General features: G+C 70.5%; 19 protein-coding genes. 7 read left to right on the top strand and 12 right to left on the bottom strand.

Annotated elements, in window-relative coordinates; translation table 11 throughout:
- The first annotated feature begins 132 nt into the window (after nucleotides 1-132).
- On the top strand, nucleotides 133-633 hold the full coding sequence (locus ACLHRZ_RS30320) for an NUDIX domain-containing protein (RefSeq protein ID WP_490421767.1): 501 nt from the start codon (nucleotides 133-135) through the stop codon (nucleotides 631-633).
- Between the two features lie 72 nt (nucleotides 634-705).
- Nucleotides 706-1212, top strand: coding sequence for a hypothetical protein (locus ACLHRZ_RS30315; RefSeq protein WP_490421766.1), 507 nt, complete (start codon nucleotides 706-708; stop codon nucleotides 1210-1212).
- Between the two features lie 850 nt (nucleotides 1213-2062).
- On the opposite strand, the gene ACLHRZ_RS30310 is transcribed toward ACLHRZ_RS30315, so the two are convergent.
- From ACLHRZ_RS30310 to ACLHRZ_RS30285, 6 genes are all read right to left on the bottom strand, one after another.
- Complete coding sequence (locus ACLHRZ_RS30310; protein ID WP_490421765.1) at nucleotides 2063-2323, bottom strand: GntR family transcriptional regulator; 261 nt, start codon at nucleotides 2321-2323, stop codon at nucleotides 2063-2065.
- A gap of 821 nt (nucleotides 2324-3144) precedes the next feature.
- Nucleotides 3145-3402, bottom strand: a complete 258-nt coding sequence (locus ACLHRZ_RS30305; RefSeq protein WP_490421764.1) for a hypothetical protein — start codon at nucleotides 3400-3402, stop codon at nucleotides 3145-3147.
- A 306-nt stretch (nucleotides 3403-3708) separates the two neighbouring features.
- Entirely contained in the window at nucleotides 3709-3933 is a 225-nt protein-coding gene (locus ACLHRZ_RS30300; protein ID WP_490421763.1) for a DUF7848 domain-containing protein, read from the bottom strand.
- Nucleotides 3934-4255: 322 nt separating this feature from the next.
- Nucleotides 4256-5113, bottom strand: a complete 858-nt coding sequence (locus tag ACLHRZ_RS30295) for a helix-turn-helix domain-containing protein (RefSeq protein ID WP_490421762.1) — start codon at nucleotides 5111-5113, stop codon at nucleotides 4256-4258.
- Nucleotides 5097-5606: a DUF6879 family protein gene (locus ACLHRZ_RS30290; protein WP_490421761.1), complete on the bottom strand. Its 510-nt coding sequence runs from the start codon at nucleotides 5604-5606 to the stop codon at nucleotides 5097-5099. Before ACLHRZ_RS30290 ends, ACLHRZ_RS30295 begins: the two co-directional genes overlap by 17 nt.
- Before the next feature lie 442 nt (nucleotides 5607-6048).
- Nucleotides 6049-6462, bottom strand: a complete 414-nt coding sequence (locus ACLHRZ_RS30285; protein WP_490421760.1) for a double zinc ribbon domain-containing protein — start codon at nucleotides 6460-6462, stop codon at nucleotides 6049-6051.
- A 9-nt stretch (nucleotides 6463-6471) separates the two neighbouring features.
- Between ACLHRZ_RS30285 and ACLHRZ_RS30280 the strand changes: the two genes are divergently transcribed.
- Both ACLHRZ_RS30280 and ACLHRZ_RS30275 read left to right on the top strand, forming a co-directional pair.
- On the top strand, nucleotides 6472-6741 hold the full coding sequence (locus tag ACLHRZ_RS30280; RefSeq protein WP_490421759.1) for a hypothetical protein: 270 nt from the start codon (nucleotides 6472-6474) through the stop codon (nucleotides 6739-6741).
- Between the two features lie 86 nt (nucleotides 6742-6827).
- Nucleotides 6828-7223, top strand: a complete 396-nt coding sequence (locus ACLHRZ_RS30275) for a hypothetical protein (protein ID WP_490421758.1) — start codon at nucleotides 6828-6830, stop codon at nucleotides 7221-7223.
- 38 nt (nucleotides 7224-7261) lie between these two features.
- Here the strand turns inward: ACLHRZ_RS30275 and ACLHRZ_RS30270 are convergent, their stop codons facing one another.
- Nucleotides 7262-7378, bottom strand: coding sequence for a DUF397 domain-containing protein (locus ACLHRZ_RS30270; protein ID WP_490421757.1), 117 nt, complete (start codon nucleotides 7376-7378; stop codon nucleotides 7262-7264).
- Nucleotides 7379-7663: 285 nt separating this feature from the next.
- Between ACLHRZ_RS30270 and ACLHRZ_RS30265 the strand changes: the two genes are divergently transcribed.
- Nucleotides 7664-9226, top strand: a complete 1563-nt coding sequence (locus ACLHRZ_RS30265; RefSeq protein WP_490421756.1) for an FAD-dependent monooxygenase — start codon at nucleotides 7664-7666, stop codon at nucleotides 9224-9226.
- Here the strand turns inward: ACLHRZ_RS30265 and ACLHRZ_RS30260 are convergent.
- Nucleotides 9223-11427, bottom strand: coding sequence for an MMPL family transporter (locus ACLHRZ_RS30260; RefSeq protein ID WP_490421755.1), 2205 nt, complete (start codon nucleotides 11425-11427; stop codon nucleotides 9223-9225). The two genes, ACLHRZ_RS30265 and ACLHRZ_RS30260, sit on opposite strands and share 4 nt — an antisense overlap.
- 219 nt (nucleotides 11428-11646) lie before the next feature.
- Between ACLHRZ_RS30260 and ACLHRZ_RS30255 the strand changes: the two genes are divergently transcribed.
- Together ACLHRZ_RS30255 and ACLHRZ_RS30250 are read left to right on the top strand one after the other, a co-directional pair.
- The gene (locus ACLHRZ_RS30255) at nucleotides 11647-12798 is read left to right on the top strand and encodes a sensor histidine kinase (RefSeq protein WP_490421754.1); all 1152 of its coding nucleotides are present in this window, start codon (nucleotides 11647-11649) and stop codon (nucleotides 12796-12798) included.
- Entirely contained in the window at nucleotides 12795-13478 is a 684-nt protein-coding gene (locus ACLHRZ_RS30250) for a response regulator (RefSeq protein WP_490421753.1), read from the top strand. Before ACLHRZ_RS30255 ends, ACLHRZ_RS30250 begins: the two co-directional genes overlap by 4 nt.
- Nucleotides 13479-13574: 96 nt before the next feature.
- Here ACLHRZ_RS30250 and ACLHRZ_RS30245 read toward each other — a convergent pair whose 3' ends face one another.
- The 4 genes from ACLHRZ_RS30245 to ACLHRZ_RS30230 are packed head-to-tail and all read right to left on the bottom strand — an operon-like array spanning nucleotide 13575 to nucleotide 21195.
- Nucleotides 13575-14771, bottom strand: a complete 1197-nt coding sequence (locus ACLHRZ_RS30245) for a cytochrome P450 (RefSeq protein ID WP_490421752.1) — start codon at nucleotides 14769-14771, stop codon at nucleotides 13575-13577.
- Complete coding sequence (locus tag ACLHRZ_RS30240) at nucleotides 14768-16375, bottom strand: FAD-dependent monooxygenase (protein WP_490421751.1); 1608 nt, start codon at nucleotides 16373-16375, stop codon at nucleotides 14768-14770. Before ACLHRZ_RS30240 ends, ACLHRZ_RS30245 begins: the two co-directional genes overlap by 4 nt.
- A gap of 3 nt (nucleotides 16376-16378) precedes the next feature.
- Nucleotides 16379-19669, bottom strand: coding sequence for a ferritin-like domain-containing protein (locus ACLHRZ_RS30235; RefSeq protein ID WP_490421750.1), 3291 nt, complete (start codon nucleotides 19667-19669; stop codon nucleotides 16379-16381).
- On the bottom strand, nucleotides 19669-21195 hold the full coding sequence (locus tag ACLHRZ_RS30230) for a flavin monoamine oxidase family protein (protein WP_490421749.1): 1527 nt from the start codon (nucleotides 21193-21195) through the stop codon (nucleotides 19669-19671). Before ACLHRZ_RS30230 ends, ACLHRZ_RS30235 begins: the two co-directional genes overlap by 1 nt.
- Nucleotides 21196-21210 lie beyond the last annotated feature (15 nt).

Genomic DNA, 21210 nt, shown 5'->3' with positions numbered 1-21210 from the left:
GTACTGGCACGTCAGTCAGCGGGGCGTCTCCCGGAACGTCGGGAGGTACTGACCGCGGCTCAGACTCCCGGTCGTCCGGATGAGGCCCAGCGGCCGGGCGGGCCCACCATCACACCGAACGGAGGGTGCGTCATGGCGCATGCCGACATTGACCCCGCCAACCCACCCGGACGACGTATCGGGGCCGTGGTCCTGGTGCGTGACCAGGCCGGCAGAATCCTGCTGGTCAATCCCACGTACAAGGACGGATGGCAACTTCCCGGCGGGGGCGCCCACCAGGGCGAGAGCATCGCGGACGCAGCTGCGCGGGAGCTGCGCGAGGAGACCGGACTTCGCCTCGCGCTCACGCACTTCGTTGCACTGGACCAGGTGCCCGCCAACCCGGAGACGGGAGCGGCCGAGGGGTTCAACGTAGTGTGCGACGGGGGGACATTGCCCGACGAGGAAGCAGGACCGGCGGCCATCCCCGACAGCGCAGCCGGCGAGCTGTCCGGACTCAGGTGGGTGCCACTCAGTCAACTTGGCGCCCACGCCAAGCCCTACCAGGAACGGCGAGTGCGCGTGGCCGTCGCCGCCGTGGAACACGGGATACGGCTGCCCCTGCTCCTCCTCGGTGAGCCGACCTACGGGTAGCCGCTCCCGCGTCGGGACACGGGTGGGGGCACCGTCTCCCTAGACTGCTCGGCCTACGCAGGAGGAGACGAGATGCGTGTTGCGCGATTCGAAGCTTTCGCCCTCGACCTGATCAAGAACTCCAACACCCCCGCAGTCAAAGGGGTGTCCACCTTCCGGGACGTGGGATTCACCAAGGCCCCTTACGGACTGATCGTCGAGTTCACCAGCGGGGCGACGGCGTACCTGAACTCCGTGATGATGCTGGCACCCGGTACCAAACATGATCAAGACGAGCAGATCATCGAAGGGGACACCCCCATTGCCCCCCTGCCGTTCCCCGAAGGACTCGGGGCGGGGGGAAAGATCAAGCTGACAGACGTCGAATCATGGTTCGTTGCCCTGCTCGCGGCAAGTGGCAGCCGGGAGATCAGCAGCATTGACGCTTGGTTGCAGCGGAAGGACGCACGCCCCGACCACGCGGGAGTCACCCTCACCTTCCACTCCGGCGGAAAGGTCTTCACCGCAGTGGCGCACCTGCTGCGCCCAGGAGCACAACCAAACTCGCAGGAATGGCACACACCAGCACAGGAGGTCTGAACATGAGGAAATCAGGCTTACGCTTCGACCCGGGACTGTTGTGGGGCAGCTGCCCGGTCTGCGGCACAGTCGTCAGCGGTGAACCCGGGGACCCCACCCCCATCCACCAAGAGACGGGCGAACTGGAGACTTGCCCGGGGTCTGGCCAGGAACAGCAGTAACCCGTAGGACGGCGTTGAGCGGCCTCGGCTGATCGATGCGCCAAGGCACCAACAGCCCGCATAGGCAAGCGGCCCCGCTCGGTGCTCTTCAGGGAGACCGGGCGGGGCTCGGCCTATGCCGTCCAGCAGCGGATCGGATCAGAGAGCGGATCGCCGAACACGGCTGACGCAAGATGTGGTTCGGGTGCACTCCCCGGGATTGACCAAGCCTGGTCCGTGAGATGAACGTGAAGAAGCCCGGCGCTCGCAGCCGCCGGGCCTCTTTCAACCCCCGCAACGGCGGGGAGCAGTGCAATCGATCCGCTGTCGCCGCAGAACCGCTAAGCGAATCACCCCCGCAAACGCGGGGACAAACCCAAAAAGAGCCCTAGAGGCTATCGATGGGCCAACCCCGCAAGTGCGGGGAGCAGCTGCCGCGTGATACTACGGCAGGACGTTCGAATGGTTCATCCCCGCTGACGCGGGGAGCACATGGCGGCAGCGCCCATCGAAGGGTCAACCCCGCTGGCGCGGGGAGCAAACTGCCACCACTGGTACTGCTGGTGGTGCATCCCCGCTAACGCGAGGAAAGTCGCCTCGGACCCGGTCGAGCGTTGGGCTTCGGCGCACTGGTGACTCTAGGGGCGGGCGGCAGCGGCCCGCAACCGGTTCCTGGAGACCAAGTAGCTGCTCCTGCAGCCCACTTCTCCCTACCCCTCCTCGGAAGGCTGACGCTTCTTCACGTAGGTCCCGCGCTTCGGGACTGTGTACACGTAGCCCTGCTCGACGAGGTAGCCGACGGCGTTGCGCACGGTGCCCAGGGCCACGCCATAGCGCTGCACCAGCGTTGGCTGTGACGGGATAGGCCGGTCGACCAGGAGCTTGCCGTCCTCGATGTCCCGGATGATGTCCGCCGCGATCTGCCGGTACGGCGGCGTTGGGGACTGGTGGTCGATCACGTGCTCTGCCATGCGCTGAGCGTAGACAAGTGGCCCACAGAGCACCCACCTGACCAAGGCTGACTAAGCATGGACTTGCCTGACTAAGAGGCGTAGCGTCGTGGACACGAAAAAGACCCCGAGGCCGCTTAGGACCGGCCATCGGGGTCGCACGCCACCAGCTATGTAGGAGCTGAGACGCATGCGAGACCTTATCTGCCACGCCCTGACATGGGTACTCCAGCGGTTATTGCCCGGCCACGGCAAGCACGGCGCTGACGGAGAGACCAGCACAGCACCGCGTCCCGCGCCGGAAACTTCGACCCTGTCCCACTCAACTGCTCCGGCAATCGAGTGGACCGAGCCGGCCCAGCCGAGCGACGAAGACGAGATCTTCTGGGACACCCCACTGGTACGGCGATACCTGGAGGTGTACGAGGACGAGGTCCGGCGGACGCAAGAGGATGACGTCCCGCCAGGTGACACCACGGGACACGACTCGCAAGAGGCGCGTCGACAGCATCACCGCCGGGCCGCCCTGCGAGCGGCCGTGGCCGGCTGGGACTACCCAGACGCGCTGTACATCACGCCGGGGACCGGACTTCGCACAGTCCAAGTCCAGCGGAGTTCGAGCGGTACGGCGGTGCTCGCGTGACCGCCACCTGCGCCGACTGCGGGCGCGAGACGGAGCGATACGTCGAGAGGGGCGAGCGGCTGCGGCGTCATCGCCCCTATCGCACACTCCTGCGCCGAGAGACCCACCGTGACCCCTGCGCCTGACGAAGGATCCTCGTCGGACAACTGCTGAGCATGAATCGTGCCCCGCCCGGTCACACCGACCAGGCGGGGCACTGTCATGTCTGCTCCCGTCGCCCGTAGCGGAGGCTGCTGAGCGCCTTCAGCGCCATCGGGGACAAGGCCACGACGGCTTCCCGCCCGCCGACGTCCCGAAGGTCGATCCAGCCCTTGTCTCGGAGCGAGACCACGACCAGCCGGGCGTCAGTGCCAACGTCCTGGGACAGCTCGTCGGCCGTCGGGGCATTCCCCTCGTCCAGGTGCCCCGCGATCAGGAAGAGGACGTCTTCCTCCTCGGCTGTGATCCGGAAGTCCACTCTTCCACTGTGCCTCTCGGCCCCCGCGCGGGCATCGCGACGAGGTACCCGCATGGCCAGCGCGTGACCAGTAGCACCCAGGAACAGTCAGAAACGTGCAGGACAGGGCATGTACTCTTAACGAGCAGACTAGCCCCTGCAAGCTGGCGTTTCCGCAGGTCAGAAGCCTGTTGGGAGAGTGTCCGAGAGGAGAGTTCAAGTCCCCCCTCGGACACCGGCAGATACCCCTGTTCAGCAGGGGTTTTTCTGTTTCCTGGGCGGTGGCGTGATCAACCACGTGACCAACAGTGACCGGGGCGAGGGTCTCTACCCGGCGCGAACCACCATCGCGAACGATGTGCGGATGCGTCGAAAACCGGCGTGGCCGGCTCGGCCCGTGTGGCTCATGCACTCCACATCGACAGTCGCCGGGTCCTCGGCGGGCGTCGCCTTCCACTTGCAGTGCAGGCACTCGGCCTCAAACGTCACGTCCGTATCGGGGTGTTCGGCGATCCGGTGCACCACGTACCGCATAGCCGACTTGACGCTCACAACCCGCCCCTGCCGCTTCGCCGGTTGGCTGCTGCGACCTTGGCGCTCAGCCCTTCGGTGGACGGCTCCGCCGGGGGCTCGTAATCCGGGCAACGCCGGTCCCCGCATTGGCATCTGGGCCACTTGAGGCCATCGCCGGGCGCAAGGTCGGCGCCCTCCGTCCCAGGGCCGGACTCGCGCACCAGGGCCATACCTTTCACGCCAGGCGCCTTGGAAGGGCGGGAGAGGAGCTGTCGAAACGCACCCCTGGTCGTGTGCTCAATTGCTTCGGTGTCCGTGGTCATGGGCCCATACTTGTACGTTCCAGAAGTCGTGAGAACCCCTAGTCACGTAGACGCATGAAATCCTCAGCGGTCTCCCTGAGAAACGCAGTTGAGTCCGTTCCCGTGAGGGCATGTCCAAGGAACAGATCGAACAGTTCCAGGTGATGGGAAATGTCTCGAGGATCACGGAGTGCGACTTCACCGGAAAACAGTTCGACCGTTACAAGGCGATCGTCATAGATCACGAATACGTTCAGGGGTGTTGCCGAGACATACGCGGTCTGGGGAATGATGGCAATCTCCACGTTCGGCTTCTCTGACACGTCAGCCATGTGTGTGCACTGTGCCGCCATGACTTCACGGCCGGCTCTGCGCCACCTCACCGCCTGCTCGGTGAGCAGGAACGTGAAGTTGCGGGATTGGTCGTCCAGGATGGTTTGGCGGTCCATGCGGGCCTGTACGGCCTTGCCGACGTCCCTGGCGGGAGCACTGCTCACCGTCTTCGAAAGCGTCTGCTCTGCGTACTGCCGTACGTGCAGCAGCCCCGTGGGGATGGCAGGCAGGAAGTGCCGTATCACTCGTGACGTCGACTCCAACGCCTTCAGTTCGGCTTGTTTCCGGTACAGGCCGACACGGGCATAGGTTCGCCAAGACGCATAGTCAACATTCGCCTTGCGAGTCAGCCTCAGCAGCTCATCTGCAACTTCCCGGGGCACGTCCAGGGCAGTCAGAATGCGCTGGACGTCAATGACGGTCGGAAGAGCCCGCCCGGTTTCTATTCGGCTGACCTTCGTCTGGCTCATGTTGCAGCGCACCGCAAGGCGTTCACCGCTCAAACCAGATGCCTCGCGGAGGTCCCGTAGAGCCTCCGCGAGACCTTTCCGCTCGCTCGCTTGGTGTTCAGGCTCGATACTCACCGAATGGGACAGCGTTCTCTAGGGCCAGGTCTCGCCAACCGAGGTACTGGCCAAGGTCCGGGGATTCGATCAGTTCCCGATTGATCTGGGTTCCGTCCGGACGGTAGTTGAGATGCACCACGGTTGTCTCGTCGAACAACCAGAAGTCTTGGTCCGGCAACCCCAGGTCTTCGTCCGTCAGGTCGAGGACCCGGATGTCTTCCCCTGCCCTGATGTTGCCAGGGATGCCCCAGGCGAACTGGTACCGCTGGTAGTCCGTGAGCGGCCGACGTACGACCCTGACCCGGCCGAAGGCCTTGCCGGTCTCCACGGCGTCCCGCACGGTCACGTGCCACATGGCGTTGTGGTCGTCGGGCTTGGGCTCTCTCCGGAGGAAGCGGGCCAGGCTGTCGGCCTCTGCCGGCATGGTGTAGGTCGGTTGTACTTCGAGCCGCCACGCAGACCGCTTGAAGTCGCGGAAGTATGTGGCCCACGCGTCACCATCCAAGAGCACGGGCGGCCTCCTTCAGCACATGCTCGGGGATCGTCACGACCGCCTCACCCTCGGGGGTCGGGTGGTTCGTCAGGTACCCCTGTATGGCGATTGTATGGCGATCTGGCCGGGCCGGTCCGTTGTGAAGACGTTGGCGCAGTCGCCGGAGTCGCAGTCCGGGTCTTCCCCGGCAACCTTGTTCAGCTTCATGTGCACCCCTCCCTTGCCGTCGGCAGCAAGCTACGGACGGGACGACTTCTGATCAAGAGGGAGGGGCCTTCCAGTCACGTTCTCGCATAGATTCCCGAGACGAGGGTTCAAGTTCTCCCTCGAACACCAGCAAGATCAGAGGGCGGGCCCCTGCTCGGCAGGAGGCTTCCGTTTCCCGGCCTTCGGCGTGACCAGTAGGACCCGGGACTTCCAGAATCCCCGGCCGCGGCCTCCGCCGCGCTCGGACGGAGGCCTATGCGGGGTCGGTGTCTCTGGCGGGCTGGACGTACACATCTCCGTGGACGAAGCCGATCTGAGTGACCGAACCGGTCGCGGCATCGGACAGGTGGTTCTCGACGCGCCGTACGTCGTCGGAGTGCACACGGGGGCCGGGGCCCGGATACAGCTGTGTTCCGCACGCTGCACAAAAACGGTCACCGGGCTCCGCCTGTGCGGAGCAGGCCGGACATGGCGTGCCGACTGGGGTGGTGGTTGCAGAGACCTCGCGGTACACCCGGAGAACACCCTCGGTACTGCCGTGAATGGCACGGATTCGACCATCGGGGTACAGCAGCATCCCGCATTCTTCGCACTGGCGGTCCCCGTCAAAGGCGGGATGCCCGCAGCCTGGGCAGGCCCTGCTCCTTGAGGCGTCAGAGTTCTCCATGCTCGCCAAGTGTTCCGCGAGTTCGGCCCGTTGGACAGTGGCGGGGCGCCGCCGGGGTTGTGGGCCCGGGCCCCGTCACGCGGGCGGCAGACCAGCCGCAGTCCCCGCCCGTGCCGGCCACTGCGCGCGGGGCGAGAGCCGGCCGGCCTGGACGGCCGGCCCGACCTGGTGGCCGTGGCCTCCGCCCCGCACGAGACCGGCAAGCTCTGCCTCTACGCGAACGACGGCTCCAGCGGCGGCTTCAAGGGCCGTGTCGAGATCGGCAGCGGTGGCTGGTAGTCGTCCGTCGGCCCGGACCTGCGGTTTGGATCAACAGCCCCGTTTCTTATATCGTTTGGCGCTGAAACCGTGGAGGGAAGCGCCTGATGGCAACCAAATTTGAGCAGGTCGACGAAGCCGAAAAGGATGCACCGGGAGTCGAGCCGGTCGCCGTTCCGGTCGGCGGTCAGGAAATCACAACGTACTGGCGGAAGATTCATCACGATGATCTCAACCCGGCGGTGACGGAGGACGTGTTCACCGTCGAAATCCTCGTTCCCGTCGTGGGCACCGAGGAGTACGAGACCGGCGAGACGAACGAGGACGGCAGCCTCGTGCTCGCCACCCGCCCGTGCGTGACCCACGAGCGGCGCGAGGTGGACCTCGGCAAGGAGTCCATGGACAAGTTCCTGGAGGCCCTGCAGCCGTTCCTCGCGGTCTCGCGCGAGCCGCAGCCGATTCCTTCGCAGGGGCGGAAGAAGCGGTCCAAGGCGTCTGCCTAGGCGGCGCCGAATGAGCGCGGCTGGGCCTGTTTGCCGGCTCAGCCGCGTGCGGCGGTGCGGACGAATCGTGTCCATTCCGCTCGCGCCACGGTGAGATGTTGTTTCGTCACATCTTTGAAATCCCTGATGCGGACGGAATCGTCCGTGACGGCCACGTCAATGCGCGCCCCGCCCTCGTCGGTGCTGTGGCTGCTTTTGCATCAGAAGGCTCCGCCCACCCCTGCGTGTTCGGTGCGGTCCGTCGGCATCACCCGGAGCTGCAGGTTCCGCATCTGGCCGAGCCGCAGCAGGTGTTCCCCGGCCTGTTGCAGGGATTCACCCCGCCCGGGCAGGAAGTAAAACCAGGCGATCGACGGATTTTTTCTGTCAAGTCCTGACGATCTACTGCCCCTCCGAGGCACAGTGGGAGCACATGCACTCCGCAGGGGGAGGAGATCGCGGTGAACGCAGCAGGCGACGTCCGGGACGTGGTGGTCATCGGTGCCGGGCCCACGGGGCTGGCACTTGCCGTGGGGTTGCGGCAGTACGGGGTGGACGTGGCTCTCGTGGAGAAGGAGGCGCGGGAGAAACGGGAGGCGCGGGCGGGGGTCATCTGGCAGCGGGAGTTGGAGGTGCTGGACGACCTCGGGTGTGCCGAAAGGTTTCTGAAGGCGGGGCTGCCGCTGCGGCGCGTCGAGGTGCACGCCGAGGGGCGCAAGGTCGGGGGGATCGACCTGGCGGCCTCCCGCACGCCCTTTCCGCGGCCGCTGGCCATCGAACAGGACGCCGTGGAACGTCTGCTGGGCGAGCGGCTCGCCGAAGTGGGCGGCGAGGTCGAGTGGGCCACGGAGGCCGTGGCCGTCCGGACGCACGAGGGCGGGGCCGAGGTCGACCTGCGCGCGGCAGACGGGACGCAGCGGACCGTGCGGTGCGCCTGGGTCGTGGGGTGCGAAGGCTCCCGCAGCATCGTCCGTAAATCGCTCGGCATCGCCTTCGAGGGGGACCGACGGCCGAACCTGCAGTGTGTGCAGCTCAACGCCGAAGTCGAGTGGAAGCACCCGTACCAGCCGGACCAGAGCTTCTTCTTCCTGGAGCGCGGGGCCTCGATGGGCGTCTCGCCCCGGCCGGGCGGCGGGTACCGGTTCTTCTGCTTCCGCACCGACCCCGACCCCTCGCAGGTCGAGCCGCCCGGTGTCGAGGAGGTGCGTGCGCTGCTCGCCGACACCGTCCACGACCCCGACGTGCGGCTCGTGCCGACCGATCCGCCGTGGGCCAACCGGGCCCGCTTCCAGGACCGGTTCGCCGCGACCTTGCGCGAGGGGCGGGCCCTGCTCGCCGGGGACAGCGCGCATCTGTGGGCCCCCATCGGCGGGCACGGGCTCAACACCGGGCTGCGCGGGGCGCACAACCTCGCCTGGAAGCTCGCCGCCGTGCAGCGCGGCTGGGCCGACGAGACGCTCGTCGACACCTACGCCTCCGAGCAGCGGCTCACGGCGCAGAAGGTGATGCGGGAGATGCAGCACGACGTGCTCGAGCTGCCGCCCACGGCGGTGACCCTGCTGGGGATGCGGACGCTCGGGCCCCGGCTGCTCGGCAGCACGTGGTTCCCGTCGCGCATCCGCACCATCCTCAGCGACCTCACGATGCATCACCGCGAAGGCGTACTTGCCGAACACCACGCCGCGCGCGGGGGGCTGCGGGCGGGCGACCGGCTGCCGGATCTTCCCGTCACGGTGGCGGGGGAGCCGCGGCGGCTGCACGATCTCCTCTCGTACGAGCGGTGGACGCTGCTCGTCGCGCCCGGTGCGGACGTGGACGAGGGCGAGTTGGGGGACGTCCTCGCGCGGTGCGCCGTGCCGGTCGAGGTGTTCCGGCCGCGGCTGCAGAGCGGGTTGCCCGGGCGGCTGCCCAGGGCGGGGATCATTCTCGTGCGGCCCGACCGGCATGTGGGGCTGATCGCCGATCGGGCGGATGCGCTGGATGCGTATCTGCAGCGGTGGTTCGCCGCGAAGGCGCTGCGCTAAGCGCGCCGCTGGAGATGCGGTTCGGGTACGGGCCGTTCTTGGCCGGTCGCGCAGTTCTCCGCGCCCCTTCGGGGCGCGGTCGGGCGGACCGGCCACCATGTGCTGCGGCCGAGGACCGCCATGACTGCCGGCACCAGCACGATGGACAGGACGCATGCCGAGAGCAGGATGCCCAGCGCCGTCGCGAAGCCGATCTGTTGCGTGGAAGGCGTCGCGTTGACGGCAAGGCTGCCGAAGGACGCAGCCAGGACGATGCCTGCGGTGGCGATGGCCGGTGCGGTGTGGCGGACTGCGCGGGCCACGGCCGCACGGGCCGGGCCCGGGCTCGCCATTTCCTCGCGGATACGGTCGCTGATCAGGATGTTGTAGTCGGTGCCGAGGGCGACGACGAAGAGGAACAGCACCAACGGAAGGACGAAGTCGACGCTTGGGAAGACGAGGGCGGAGGCGCCGAGAGCGGCGGCGAAGCACAGGCCGACGGAGACGATGAGGACGGCCGGTGCGAGCAGGCTGCGCAGCAGGACGATCAGGATGAGGACGATCAGCGCGACGGCGACCGGGAAGACGGTCCTGAGATCGCGGCCGACGGCGGTGGAGATGTCCACGAAGACCGCTGCCGTGCCGCCGACATGGGCCTCCAGGCCCTTCGGGGTGTGGGCGGCCACGGCGCCGCGGACGGGCCCCGAGACGAGGTCGCGGGCCTGCTGGGTTCGGGAGTCGGGGGTGAGATAGAGGTCGATGCGGGCCGCGGTGCGGTCCCCGTTCAGGACAGGTGCACCCACCTTGCCCACACCCTCGGTGCGGGCGAGGGCGGCGGGCAGGTCGCCGAGCGCCCCGGCGGTGAGAGGACGTCCGTCCTCGGCCGTGATGTAGACGCCCGCCGGGTCGGAGATCCCCGCGGGCAGGGTGCGGGAGATCTCCGCTGCGGTCGCGGCGGCCGGGGTGTCGCGCCCGGCACCGGTCTGGCCGAAGTCCATCCGGATACCGGACAGTCCGGCCGCCAGCGCACCGAGCAGGGCGACGCAGGCCAGGGCGAGGGCGACGGGGCGGCGGGCCACCAGATCGCCGGCCTTGGCGGCCGTGCCCCGGCGCGGCTCGCGCCCGAGAGCGCGCGAGGGCCAGAACATCCGCCGCCCGCAGACCGCGAGCAGCGCGGGCATCAGGGTGAGGCTTGCCAGCAGCATGACGAGCACCGACACGGCGATGGCGGGACCGAGGACGCGGAACTGCCCGAAGGCCGCGACGCCCAGGGTGGCGAAGGCGGCCACGATGGTGAGCGCGGCCGAGGCGATGGCGGTGCCGACGCGGGCGCCGACCTCGGCGGCCACGGCCCGCGGGGGCAGGCCGGGACGGGCCCGCAGCCGCTCGCGGAACCGGAAGAGGAGGAAGAGGAAGTAGTCGACGCCGATCCCGATCAGGACCACGCTGATCATGCTGGGGGTGGACATGTCCAGCTCGATGCCGGTCAGCAGCGCGGTGCCGACGACCGCGCCCGCCGCGGCGCCGCCGACGAGGGAGACCGCGAGCAGCGGTACGAACGCGGCGAGCACGCTGCGGAACACCAGGACGTTGATCAGCACGATCAGGCCGGCCATGAGGAAGCCGACGACCATCTGCGTGGTCTTCTCGGCGTCGGCGGTGTCGACGACGTCGGCCAGTCCGCCGGTGAAGCCGGTCCGCATCCCGGCCTCGGCGAACGCGTCCTCCGCCCGGTCGCGGAAGGCCCGGTAGAGGGCGTGCATGCCGGGGTCCGCAGAGTTGCCGTCCAACTGGGCGGAGAGCAGCGCGAAGCTGCCGTCGGGGGCGGCAGGAGCGAGGGAGACCTTCGGGGTCTGGGAGTGGTCCTGGGCCAGGATCGGCGGCTGGTCCTTGGTCTTCGGCATCCGGATGCGGTGGCTGCCCAGTTCCCGTGCGACGTCGGCGACGCGGCGGTGGTCGGCATCGGTGAGCGCCCGGCCGTCGCCGCGGGCGACCAGTACGGTCACCGTGTCGGCGTCGGGCTTCGCCCCGAACCGTTCCTCGGCGACCTTCAGGGCGGCGGCCGAGTCGTACGTCGCGGGCAGGAAGCCGCCGCTCCCGGTCTGGGTGACGCGGTGGACCAGCACCTGGCCGAGCAGGGACAGGAGGATGCCCAGTACCGCCCACAGGGCGATGACCCTCCAGGGTTTGCGGGTGGAGAACCCGGTCAGGGCGCGGATCACGAAGGCCTCCGGCAGTGGCGGTGAGACGGCGACGCCGGGTTCTCCCGGCCGGAGTCCAGCTCATCAGTGCATTCGGCGCGAAACCTCCGAGCGGATGACGAGAAAGCCCCTGGGAGCGGGGGACCGTCCCGGCCGCCGACCAGGACCCTGGTCCCAGAACGGGACCCGGTCCGGGGACCCGGGCGCTCTGCGAGAATGGATCATCGGGACTTCCGGGACATGGGGGATCAGTTGCAGGGCGACGTGCCGCCGTGGACGCGCAACGACGCGCTGGTCGCGGTCGGGGCCGCGGTCGTCGACCTGATGGGCTTCGTCCTCACCAGCCAGGAATCCCTGGGCCACGTCCCGGCGGCCAGGTGCCTGCTCGTCGTGGTCTCGGCGCTGCCGCTGCCGGCCAGGCGCCGGGCCCCGCTGACGGTGCTCGCCGTCGTCCTGCTGGCCGGTCTTGCGGTGAACCTCAGCGGGCCGGTGGACCAGCACTTCAACGCCACCGTCGCCGTCGCCCTCTACACCGTCGTACGGTCCCGGGGCGCGGCCGTGACGGCGCCGTCGGCCGTCCTGAGCGTGACGATGCCGCTGGTCGGACAGACGGCATGGCCGCCGCGGCTCATCGACGTCATCGGCAACACGGCCGCCGGGCTGCTCGTCGTCACCACCGCGCTCGTGATGAACCGCTGGCACCGGGACATCCGGGCCAACCGCCGGCTGCTCGCCGACCGTGCCGTCGCCGACGAACGGCGGCGCATCGCCCGCGAGTTGCACGACATCGTCGCGCACCACCTCACCACCATGCAGCTGATGGCCGGAGGGGCCCGGGCCAACCTCGCCGGGAACCCGGAGGCGGCCAGGGAGGCGCTGCTCGCCCTCGAAGGATCCGGACGGATGGCCCTGCGCGAGATGCGGCAGCTTCTGGACGTGCTCCGGGCCGGGGACGAGGCGGAGGACGAACCGACCGCGCCCCAGCCCGGGATCGGGGACCTGGAACGGGTCGTCGCCGAGTCGACCCTGGCCGGCCTGCCCGCCTCCCTCGACGTGCAGGGGACGCGGCGCCCGCTGCCGCCGAGCCTGGGCCTGGCCGTGTACCGCATCGTCCAGGAGGCGTTGACGAACGCGCGCAAGCACGCGGGAGGGGCACGGGCGACGGTGCGGCTGACCTACCGGACGGACGAGGTGGAGATCGAGGTGTCGGACGACGGCACGGGGTACGGCGACGACGCCGGGTCCGCATCCGGCGCGGGGTACGGGCTGATCGGGATGCGCGAACGCGTCGTCCTGCACGGCGGCATCCTGGAGGCCGGGCCCGTGGACGAGGGCGGGTTCCGGGTCGCGGCCCGGCTGCCGCTGGCGGCGGACGAGGCGGTGCTGCGATGACCCGGACGACGGCCACGTCGGCGATCAGGGTCCTGATCGCCGACGACCAGCCGCTCGTGCGCCGTGGTCTGGCCCTCATCCTCATGCCCGACCCGGCCTTCGCCGTCGTCGGCGAGGCCGCGGACGGCGCCGAGGCGGTGGAACTCGCGCACCGGCTGAAGCCCGACGTCGTCGTCATGGACATCCGTATGCCGGTGCTGGACGGGGTCGCCGCGACCGCCCGGCTCGCCGAGGAGCTCCCGGACTGCCGGGTGCTCGCGCTGAGCACCTTCGACATGGACGAGTACGTGGTGGCCGCACTGCGTGCAGGTGCCTGCGGATTCCTGCCCAAGGACATCTCGCCCGAGGACCTGGTCGCGGCGGTTCGCGTGGTCCACACCGGGGAGGCCGCGGTGGCGCCGCGGCTGCTCACGCGGCTCATCTCCGCCTATGTCAGGACGCCGCAGCGGCCGCTGCTGCCTGCTGTGCAGGCCGGCCGGCTCACTCCGCGTGAACGGGAGGTGTGGCGACTGATCGCCCTCGGCCTCGACAACGGGGAGATTGCCGAGGCGATGGAGATCAGTGTCTCGACCGTGAAGAACCACATCACCGGTGTTTTCGCGAAGCTCGGCGTTCGTGACCGGGTGCAGGCGGTGATTGCCGCGTACGAGACGGGGGTGGTGGCGGTCGGCGCGGCCTAGCCAGTACGCCGGGTGCGGGTCATTCCGGGCTGGTCGCGCCCACGCGGCGGAGCCGCATATTGAACACAGCCCCGCGCCCCTTTCGGGGCGCCACCTCTACACGGCGCCCCCCGGCCGCACCACCAGCCTCTCCGGTCCGTGGAACACCAAATCCTCCGCGTACTGCACCGGTTCGTCCGCCAGCCCCAGCCGTGGCAGGCTCCGCAGCAGTTCCCCCAGCCCCGACTCCGCCTCCGCTCGGGCCAGTGGGGCCCCCACGCAGTAGTGGATGCCCATGCCGAAGCCCGCGTGGCGACGCGCGTCCCGGCGGATGTCCAGGCGGTCCGGGTCGGTGAAGTGGGCCGGGTCGCGGTTGGCCGAGCCCAGGACCATGGTGACCTTTTCGCCTTCCTTGATCACCCGGCCTCCGATCGCGTCGTCCCGGTGCGCCCACCGGCTGATCATCTGCACCGGCGAGTCGTAGCGCACCAGTTCCTCCACCGCCGCCGGGAGCAGCTCCGGCCGTTCCCGTAGCAGGGCGAGCTGGTCCGGGTGGGCCAGCAGGGCCAGCAGGCCCTTGCCCAGCAGGTTCGTCGTCGTCTCGTGGCCCGCCGTCAGGAGGTGGATGCACGTGCCCACGAGCGTGTCGTCGTCGCCCGGTTCCGCGGCCCCGAGCATGGCCGCGATCAGGTCCGTACCGGGCTCCTTCGCCCGGCGCCTCGCCAACTCCTCGCGGAAGTACCCGTCCAGCTCCCGCGCCGCCGCGTCCGCGACCGCGAAGGCATCCGGCCTGCGGGCCACCCGCGAGCTGGTGGCCTGCTGCAGGTCCACCGCGCGGGCGCGGAACCAGGGGCGGTCCGACCGTGGCACGCCCAGCAGTTCGCTGATGACGAGGATGGGGAGCGGAGCCGCGAAACGGTCGACCAGGTCGGCCTCCTGCTCCGCGCCCAGTTCGGCGACCAGGCCGGCCGCCAGTTCGCGGATGCGCGGGCGCAGGCCCTCCACGATGCGCGGGGTGAAGGCCTTCGCCACCAGGGCCCGTACCCGGGTGTGCTCCGGCGGGTCCATGAAGACCATCCAGTGCGAGGCGGTGCGCTTCAAGTGCGGGCAGGTGCCGGGGATGCGGGAGGGGAGCGCCCCGCGCCCGTATCCCCGGCCGGTCAGCACGTGGGCCACGTCGTCGTGTCGGAAGAGGTACCAGGTGTCGTCCGCCCGGTGCACCGGGTCGTGTTCGCGGTAGTGCCGGTAGAGGGGGTACGGGTCCGGGAGGGGGACGTCCGCCGTGCGGAACGGTCCGGGGGCCTGCACCGTCATCGCGCACCTCGCACCGTGTCGGCCAGCCGGCCCGGATCGGCGGGGAGCCGGGTGCCGCGCCAGGCCACGTGTCCGTCCGGGCGGACGAGAACGTGGGGCCTGCCGTAGAGCGCGGCGACGGCGTCGTCGTGGCAGCGGGTCGTCTCCAGCGGAACCCGCCGGTCCGCGAAGGCCGTGGCCAACGCATCGGCGGGTTCGTCCGTGAACGACAGCAGCCGGAAGCCCCGGCCGAACAGGTCCAGGGTCGACGTGTCCGCATCCAGCCAGGCGTGCGGGGCCCTGCCGCCGGGCACGGCGTCGGTCTGCCAGTCGCCGGGCCCCTCGTCGGCGACGAGGTCCGAGGTGTAGCGGAAGCCGAAGTGCACGTCCGGTGCCTCGAACTCGCGCCGCACCTCGCCCCGGTCGAGCTCCTCCGCCAGTTCGGCGCGGGCCCGGGCGCCGTCCTGCGAGTTGAGGAGGATCTCCTTCGGCAGCTCGCGGACCATCGTCCGCATCAGGTTCATATTGGCCTCCTCCAGGCTGCGTTCGGCCACCGGGCGCCGCTCGGTGTCGTAGGAGTCGAGCAGCGCCGGGCCCGCCCAGCCCGTCAGGTCGGCGGCCAGTTTCCAGCCCAGGTCCGCGGCGTCGCAGATGCCGGTGTTCATGCCGAAGCCGCCCGAGGGCGAGAGCGTGTGCGCCGCGTCGCCGGCCATCAGCACCCGGCCGCTGCGGAAGCGCCGGGCGACGCGGTGGGTGAGGTACCAGACGTTGTCGGAGACGATCTGGAGCGGGGTGTCGAAGGCGATGGCCGACCGGACCACGGCCAGGGCGTCCTCGTCGAGGTCGCGCTTGCCGGTGTGCCCGCTCGCCGCGACCGTCAGGCGGTACAGCTCGCGCCCGTCCATGGAGCGCAGCGGGAAGCGCAGGTCGGGCGGCTGGGCGAGGAAGTGCACCAGGGCGTTGCGGGAGCCCAGTTGGCGGTGCAACTGCGGCGCCCGGAAGAGGATGTTGCGGAAGACCCGGGTCGCGTGCCGGGACGGCGCCGGGACCCCGGCGGCCTTGCGCATGGGGGAGGAGGCGCCGTCGCAGGCGACCAGATAGCGCGCCCGGACGGTCAGCCGCTCGCGGGTGCGCAGATCGGTGGCCCACGCCGTGACGCCGTCGGCGTCCTGGCGGAAGCCGTCCACCCGGCACTCGCGGCGCAGCGGCCCCTCCGGGTGCACGCCCACCTCCCGTGCCAGGAGCGGGGAGAGCCAGTGCTGCGGGCAGACCTGTTCCGGCTCGGGAGTGTACGGCAGGGGCGGGCGGGTGCGGTCGGTGCCGAAGGGGATCCGGTGGATCTCGTGGCCGCCGACCGCGGTCACCCAGGCGACGTCCAGCGGATGGTCGTCGGGCCAGCCGGCGTCGCGGATCCGCCCGGCGACCCCCCAGCGGCGGAAGAGCTCCATGGACCGCGGGCCCACCGTGCCCACCTTCGGGTGGACGACCGTGCCGTCCGAGGCGTCCAGTAATACGAACCGTATGCCGCGGTACCGCAGGTCCAGGGCCAGGGCCATGCCGACCGGGCCCGCGCCCACGATGAGGACGTCGGTGTGAAGCATCGTCGGTGTCGTCTGCTGCGTCATGCCTCAGGTCCCCTCACGGCGGAAGAAGTCGGCGAAGAAGGCGCTCAGTTCGGCGACCTGCGCGGGCACCGGAGCGCACTTGCGGGCGGCCGCCGACAGATGCTCGAAGCGCAGCGCCAGCGAACGGCGCGCCACGTCCGGGCGGGGGATGCAGGCCGGTACGGCGTCGAGCTCGAAGGTGGGGCCCGCGGTACGGCCGCGCCGCCCCGACTCCATGGTGACCAGCAGCTCCGCGAGGGGGCGCATCATGCCGGTCATCACGTCGATGGAGGCGTTCATCAGCCTCGACCGCCGCAGGCTCCCGTCCGGGCTCTCCCCGAAGTGCTGCACCATCAGCTGCAGCATCATGTGGTACGAGCGGTTGAACAGCCGTCCCACCGCCCGCGCTTCGGGGTCGGTGATTGACTCCCTGGCCGCGTCGCCCGCGCCCAGGGTGGGATTGCGCAGCACCGGGTAGGCCGGGTTCCACGGCAGCAGCCTGCCGTGCGGGCCCGGCACGCGCTCGTTCGTCAGCACCTCACCCATCCGCAGGAAGGTGTGGAAGTGGGACGCCTCCGCGGGCCCGGCGGCCCCCGCGGGCACCGCCCCGCCCTCGCCCTGCTCGGTGATCAGGTCGACGGCGAACAGGGCGCTGGTGAGGTCGTCCACCTCCAACTGGTAGTCCGGGTGCCGGGCGTTGACGGACTCCCGCAGGAACAGGTGGTGTTCGCCCCCGCCGCGCCCCTTCTCCACCAGGAACAGGTCCGGCACGCGCTGCAGGCCCTCCCGGATGCCCGCGTACAGCTCGCTCACCGAACTCCACGTGAACCCCAGCGGCACCACGCGGCCGCGACCGTTGCCGTTCTCCCGGCGGACGTCCGGGACGAGGCCCGCCGGCTGCTCGATCGCGATGTAGCGCTGCACGCTGCCGATGCTCAGCCCCTCCAGAGCGAAGTCCAGCGGCACCGGCAACTCGGCGTTGAGCGTGCCGAAATCGATCGCCGGCACGTGGAACGGCTCGCCCAGGGCGGTGATGATGTTGTTCACCAGCAGGAAGTGGATCATCTCCTCGCGGGCCACGTTCAGCAGGCTGCCGCGGATCCCGTCGTCCAGCGTCGCCCCGCCCTGGCCGCAGGCGATCTCCAGCTGCTCCGGCGTCCACAGGCCGCGCCGCACGTATTCCTGCCCGGCCCCGTAGGCCGGTACGGAGAAGGCCGCGTACAAGTACTCCAGGGTCACGGCCAGTTCGAGCGCGGCCGCCTGCCTCAGCGCCGTCCACAGCTCGCCGCGGGTGCTGATCGCCGGGCCGGTGCCCGTCAGCGCCGGGACGGTGAGCGGCGGGCGCAGCCGCGCCTGCTGGTTGCGCAGATACGCCAGCAGCAGGCGCGCCTTGGGGTCGGTCATGTCGCGGGTGGGCGGCATGTAGTAGGTCTTCGGCTTGTTGCGCGGGTCGCACATCTGCCAGGCGAGTTCCGCGTACGTCTCCACCTTGCACTGGTCGGCCAGGCTGAAGACCTCCGAGCGCATGAAGGTGGAGATCTGCTCGTAGTAGGCGAAGATCTCCTCGTGCAGCACGGCGAAGTCGACGTCCTGGCGCGGGATGTCGTCCAGGTGCCAGTCGTCGGGCAGGACGCGCACGGCCAGCGAGCCGGCGCCCGCCCAGAAGCCGAGCGCGTCCGCGTCGTCGTACGCCTCCCACGCCGAGCCCGGGCCGCCGGGCCCGGGACACGGCACGTCGTCCGGGTCGGCGGAGAGCAGGACGCGGCAGGTGCCCGCCCGCTCGCCGCGCAGCACGAGCGCCCCGTCGCCGTGCTCGTCGGTCCGTACGACGCACTCCTCCGCGAGGCCGCCGGCCCCGTCGCCCACGCCCAGGACCACCGCGTCACCGGTGCGGGCCTGCGGGGAGCCCGCCGCCTTGTCGGCGGGCAGGGCACGGGGGTTGAAGTACTGGCGGACGTGCACCCGTTCCACGCCCGCGGGACGTCCGCGGACGTAGGAGCGCAGCGGTACGCGTACGGCGTGGTCGTCCTCGCGCGCGCGGTCCCGGTGGTGCAGGACCACGAGCGCGTCGTCGGTGTGGACGATGGTCTCCTTCTCCGTCAGCAGCGTCACGCGCCGCCCGCCCGGGGTGGAGCCGGTCAGGCACAGGGCCTGGTGCTCCGCCTCCTCCCAGCCCGGCTCGGCGGGCACGGTGACGATGCCCGAAGTGCCGTCGCCGGCGCGGTAGACGGCCGCCGGCAGCCGGGCGACCAGATGCCCGGACACCGCGGTCCGCAGCTGAAGGTCCCCGGCGTCCAGCGGCGGGCCGAGCCGGTGCAGCGGGCCGGGGCCCGGCTCCGCGGCGCGGGTGGTGACCGGCACCGCGGAGACCAGGTTGAACTGCGCCCGCCCGGCCGTGACATCGACGGTGAGGTGGTGCAGCACGCGCTCCTGCCGGGGCACCAGCATCCGCCCGGCCGGGTGGGTGCGCAGCTCGTGCGCGTGCCAGGGCGCGATGGTGCCCCGGACACGCCAGTGGCTCGGCGCGTCCGGGGCCGGCGGTGTGGACATGTTGTCCAGCGCGAACTGCACGACGAGCCCGTCCGCGCCCTCCGCCACTGCCTGGCGCAGGGCGCGCACCGTCGGGGATGCCTCCGCGTCGGGCAGCCACTCGGGCCCGCCGCCCTCGCCGTCCGCGGTGACCACGAACTGGTGGACCGCGCAGTAGCGCAGCTGCGACGCCCACGGGTGCCCGGAGGCCCCGCCCAGATCCAGGATCCGGGCGAAGTCCACCCAGCGCGGCGGCAGGAAGCCGCCGACCGGGCCGCTGAGCATGTAGCCGCTGCCCTCGTCGTGCGAACGTCCCACGCGCCCGAAGCCGAACCGCCCCACCATCAGGGCCGTGGTCCAGCGGGACGCCGGGTCGAGGTCGAAGATCCGGGCGCGGTTGACGGTGGTGCGCAGATACTCGTTGTAGTGGCCCCAGACGTCCACCGTCCGGCCCACCACCGGGTCGTCCGTGTCTGCGTGTCCGGGGCGCTTTTCTACGCTCACGATGCGCGCATCGAGCCAGAAGTGTCCGTTTCCGTCGAAGTTCCAGCCCTTGGCGGCGCTGAACTCCCCGTGCGGATCCGGCCGTCCGTCCGGACCGAAGCAGGGACCGCGGCGCTGCAGGTGCGCGTGGTACTCGGCGGCGGGCCGGTCGGCCGGGAACGGCACGCCGTCCGCCAATGCGCGCTGGGCGGCCAGGTCGACCAGCCCGCTGCGCGGGCCGGTCGGGAGCTTGGTCGTCGCGGTGCCGGCGAAGTGCAGTCGCGGCAGGTCGAAGACGCTCATCACAACGCTCCGGCGGGGTCGTGGTGGCCGGATACCGCCGGGGCCCGGCGGCCGGGCGCGAAGGACTCGACGTCCTCGACGGCGCGCAGCGCCGACTCGACCGCCCCCTCGATCCACGCCGGGGCCGTCGAGCAGTGCTCCCCGGCGAAGAACAGCCGGTTCACGGGACGGGAGGCGCGCGCGAGCTCCTCCTCGCACTCCTGTGCGCTCTTGCCCCACCGGGTGGTGCAACCCCCGCCCGTCCAGGGCGAGTCCGCCCAGGCCGCGCTCACCGCGTCCAGGACCATGCCCGGCGCCAGCAGCTCCGGGTGGACCTCGCCCAGCTCCTGCAGCACCAGCCGGTGCCGCCGGCGGGCCGGCATCCGGCCCAGCCGCCCGGCCTCGTCGCCGATGGTGTAGCTGGCCAGCAGCGCGGCCCCACGGCCCGGGTCGCCGTCGACGGGCGGGTAGTAGGTCTGCCGGATCCGCCCGCCGGTGAAGGAGGCGCCCCCGCGTATCCCGCCCTCGCGCCAGAACGGCTCGCGGCAGTGGAACGCCACCTTGGTGGCCGGGCAGTAGTCGACCTCCTCCAGCACCGCCGTCTTGTCGGGGTCCAGCCCCGTCAGCCGCATCCGCCGCAGTGCCGGGAACGGCACCGTGCACACGACGAAGTCGCTGCGCCGGACGATGATGCGCGCCCCCGAGCGGATGCGCAGCACCACGTCGTCGCTGCGCACGTCGATGCCCACGACCCGGTGCCCGAGGGACACCGGCGCGCGCAGCTGCCCCGCCAGCCGCCGCGGCAGCTGGTCCATCCCGCCCTCCAGCCGCAGCAGCGCGGGAGACGTCTCGGTCAGGATGTCGTCGAGGAAACTGTTGAGCCGCCCGCTGCAGCCCGCCCGGATGCCCGGGTGGGTGGTGAACAGCGAGTGCAGGTCGACCCGGTCCCGGGCGGCACCGCGCAGGTGACGGGTCAGGTCCACGTGGGCCACCAGGTCCAGCAGCTGGCGGCGCAGGTCCTCGCGGAGCGCCTCGCGCAGGTCCGGCGGAGCGGTCGCGTCGACGATGGCCGTCAGCCAGGCGCCGAACGTGACGACCTCGTCGGCGTACTGCCGGCCGGGGCAGTGCCGGTCCAGGTCGGCCCGGAACGCCTCGCGCAGCGGACCCGGCGCGTCCTTGATGCGGACGAACCCGTCCGCCGTCTGCAAAAATGCATTTTCCTCCGACAGGAGTGTCGTGAACACGCGCAGCTTGCTGCCCAGTCGCAGCCGCCGAATGTATTCGAGAGTGCGCCGGTGGTGCGTCGGAATACGCATGGCGCCCAGTTCCACGGACGGCGCACCCGGGCCGGATCCGAAACGGTGGGTGTGGATGCGACCGCCGATACGCGTGTTGCCCTCCAGCACGTCCACCCGGTACCCGAGCCGCTCCAGCTCGTAGGCGGCCACCAGGCCGGCTATTCCGGCGCCTATGACCGTGACGTGACCACCCCCGCCGGCCGGCCCGCCGAAGTCGCGAGCATGCCAAATCCGCGTGGAGTCGGACATGGAATTTTCCCCCCG

The organism is Streptomyces sp. AM25 (genome assembly GCF_058146165.1).
Note: the sequence above shows the minus strand (reverse complement) of the source record. Positions and strands in the feature narration are given on the sequence as shown.

Bases quoted from the DNA above. Each gene is read 5' to 3' on its own strand.
- ACLHRZ_RS30285 (WP_490421760.1), bottom strand. From the start codon at position 6,462: ATGGAGAACTCTGACGCCTCAAGGAGCAGGGCCTGCCCAGGCTGCGGG.
- ACLHRZ_RS30275 (WP_490421758.1), top strand. From the start codon at position 6,828: ATGGCAACCAAATTTGAGCAGGTCGACGAAGCCGAAAAGGATGCACCG.
- ACLHRZ_RS30250 (WP_490421753.1), top strand. From the start codon at position 12,795: ATGACCCGGACGACGGCCACGTCGGCGATCAGGGTCCTGATCGCCGAC.
- ACLHRZ_RS30230 (WP_490421749.1), bottom strand. From the start codon at position 21,195: ATGTCCGACTCCACGCGGATTTGGCATGCTCGCGACTTCGGCGGGCCG.
- ACLHRZ_RS30235 (WP_490421750.1), bottom strand. From the start codon at position 19,669: ATGAGCGTCTTCGACCTGCCGCGACTGCACTTCGCCGGCACCGCGACG.
- ACLHRZ_RS30255 (WP_490421754.1), top strand. From the start codon at position 11,647: ATGGGGGATCAGTTGCAGGGCGACGTGCCGCCGTGGACGCGCAACGAC.
- ACLHRZ_RS30310 (WP_490421765.1), bottom strand. From the start codon at position 2,323: ATGGCAGAGCACGTGATCGACCACCAGTCCCCAACGCCGCCGTACCGG.
- ACLHRZ_RS30320 (WP_490421767.1), top strand. From the start codon at position 133: ATGGCGCATGCCGACATTGACCCCGCCAACCCACCCGGACGACGTATC.
- ACLHRZ_RS30315 (WP_490421766.1), top strand. From the start codon at position 706: ATGCGTGTTGCGCGATTCGAAGCTTTCGCCCTCGACCTGATCAAGAAC.
- ACLHRZ_RS30240 (WP_490421751.1), bottom strand. From the start codon at position 16,375: ATGACGCAGCAGACGACACCGACGATGCTTCACACCGACGTCCTCATC.
- ACLHRZ_RS30245 (WP_490421752.1), bottom strand. From the start codon at position 14,771: ATGACGGTGCAGGCCCCCGGACCGTTCCGCACGGCGGACGTCCCCCTC.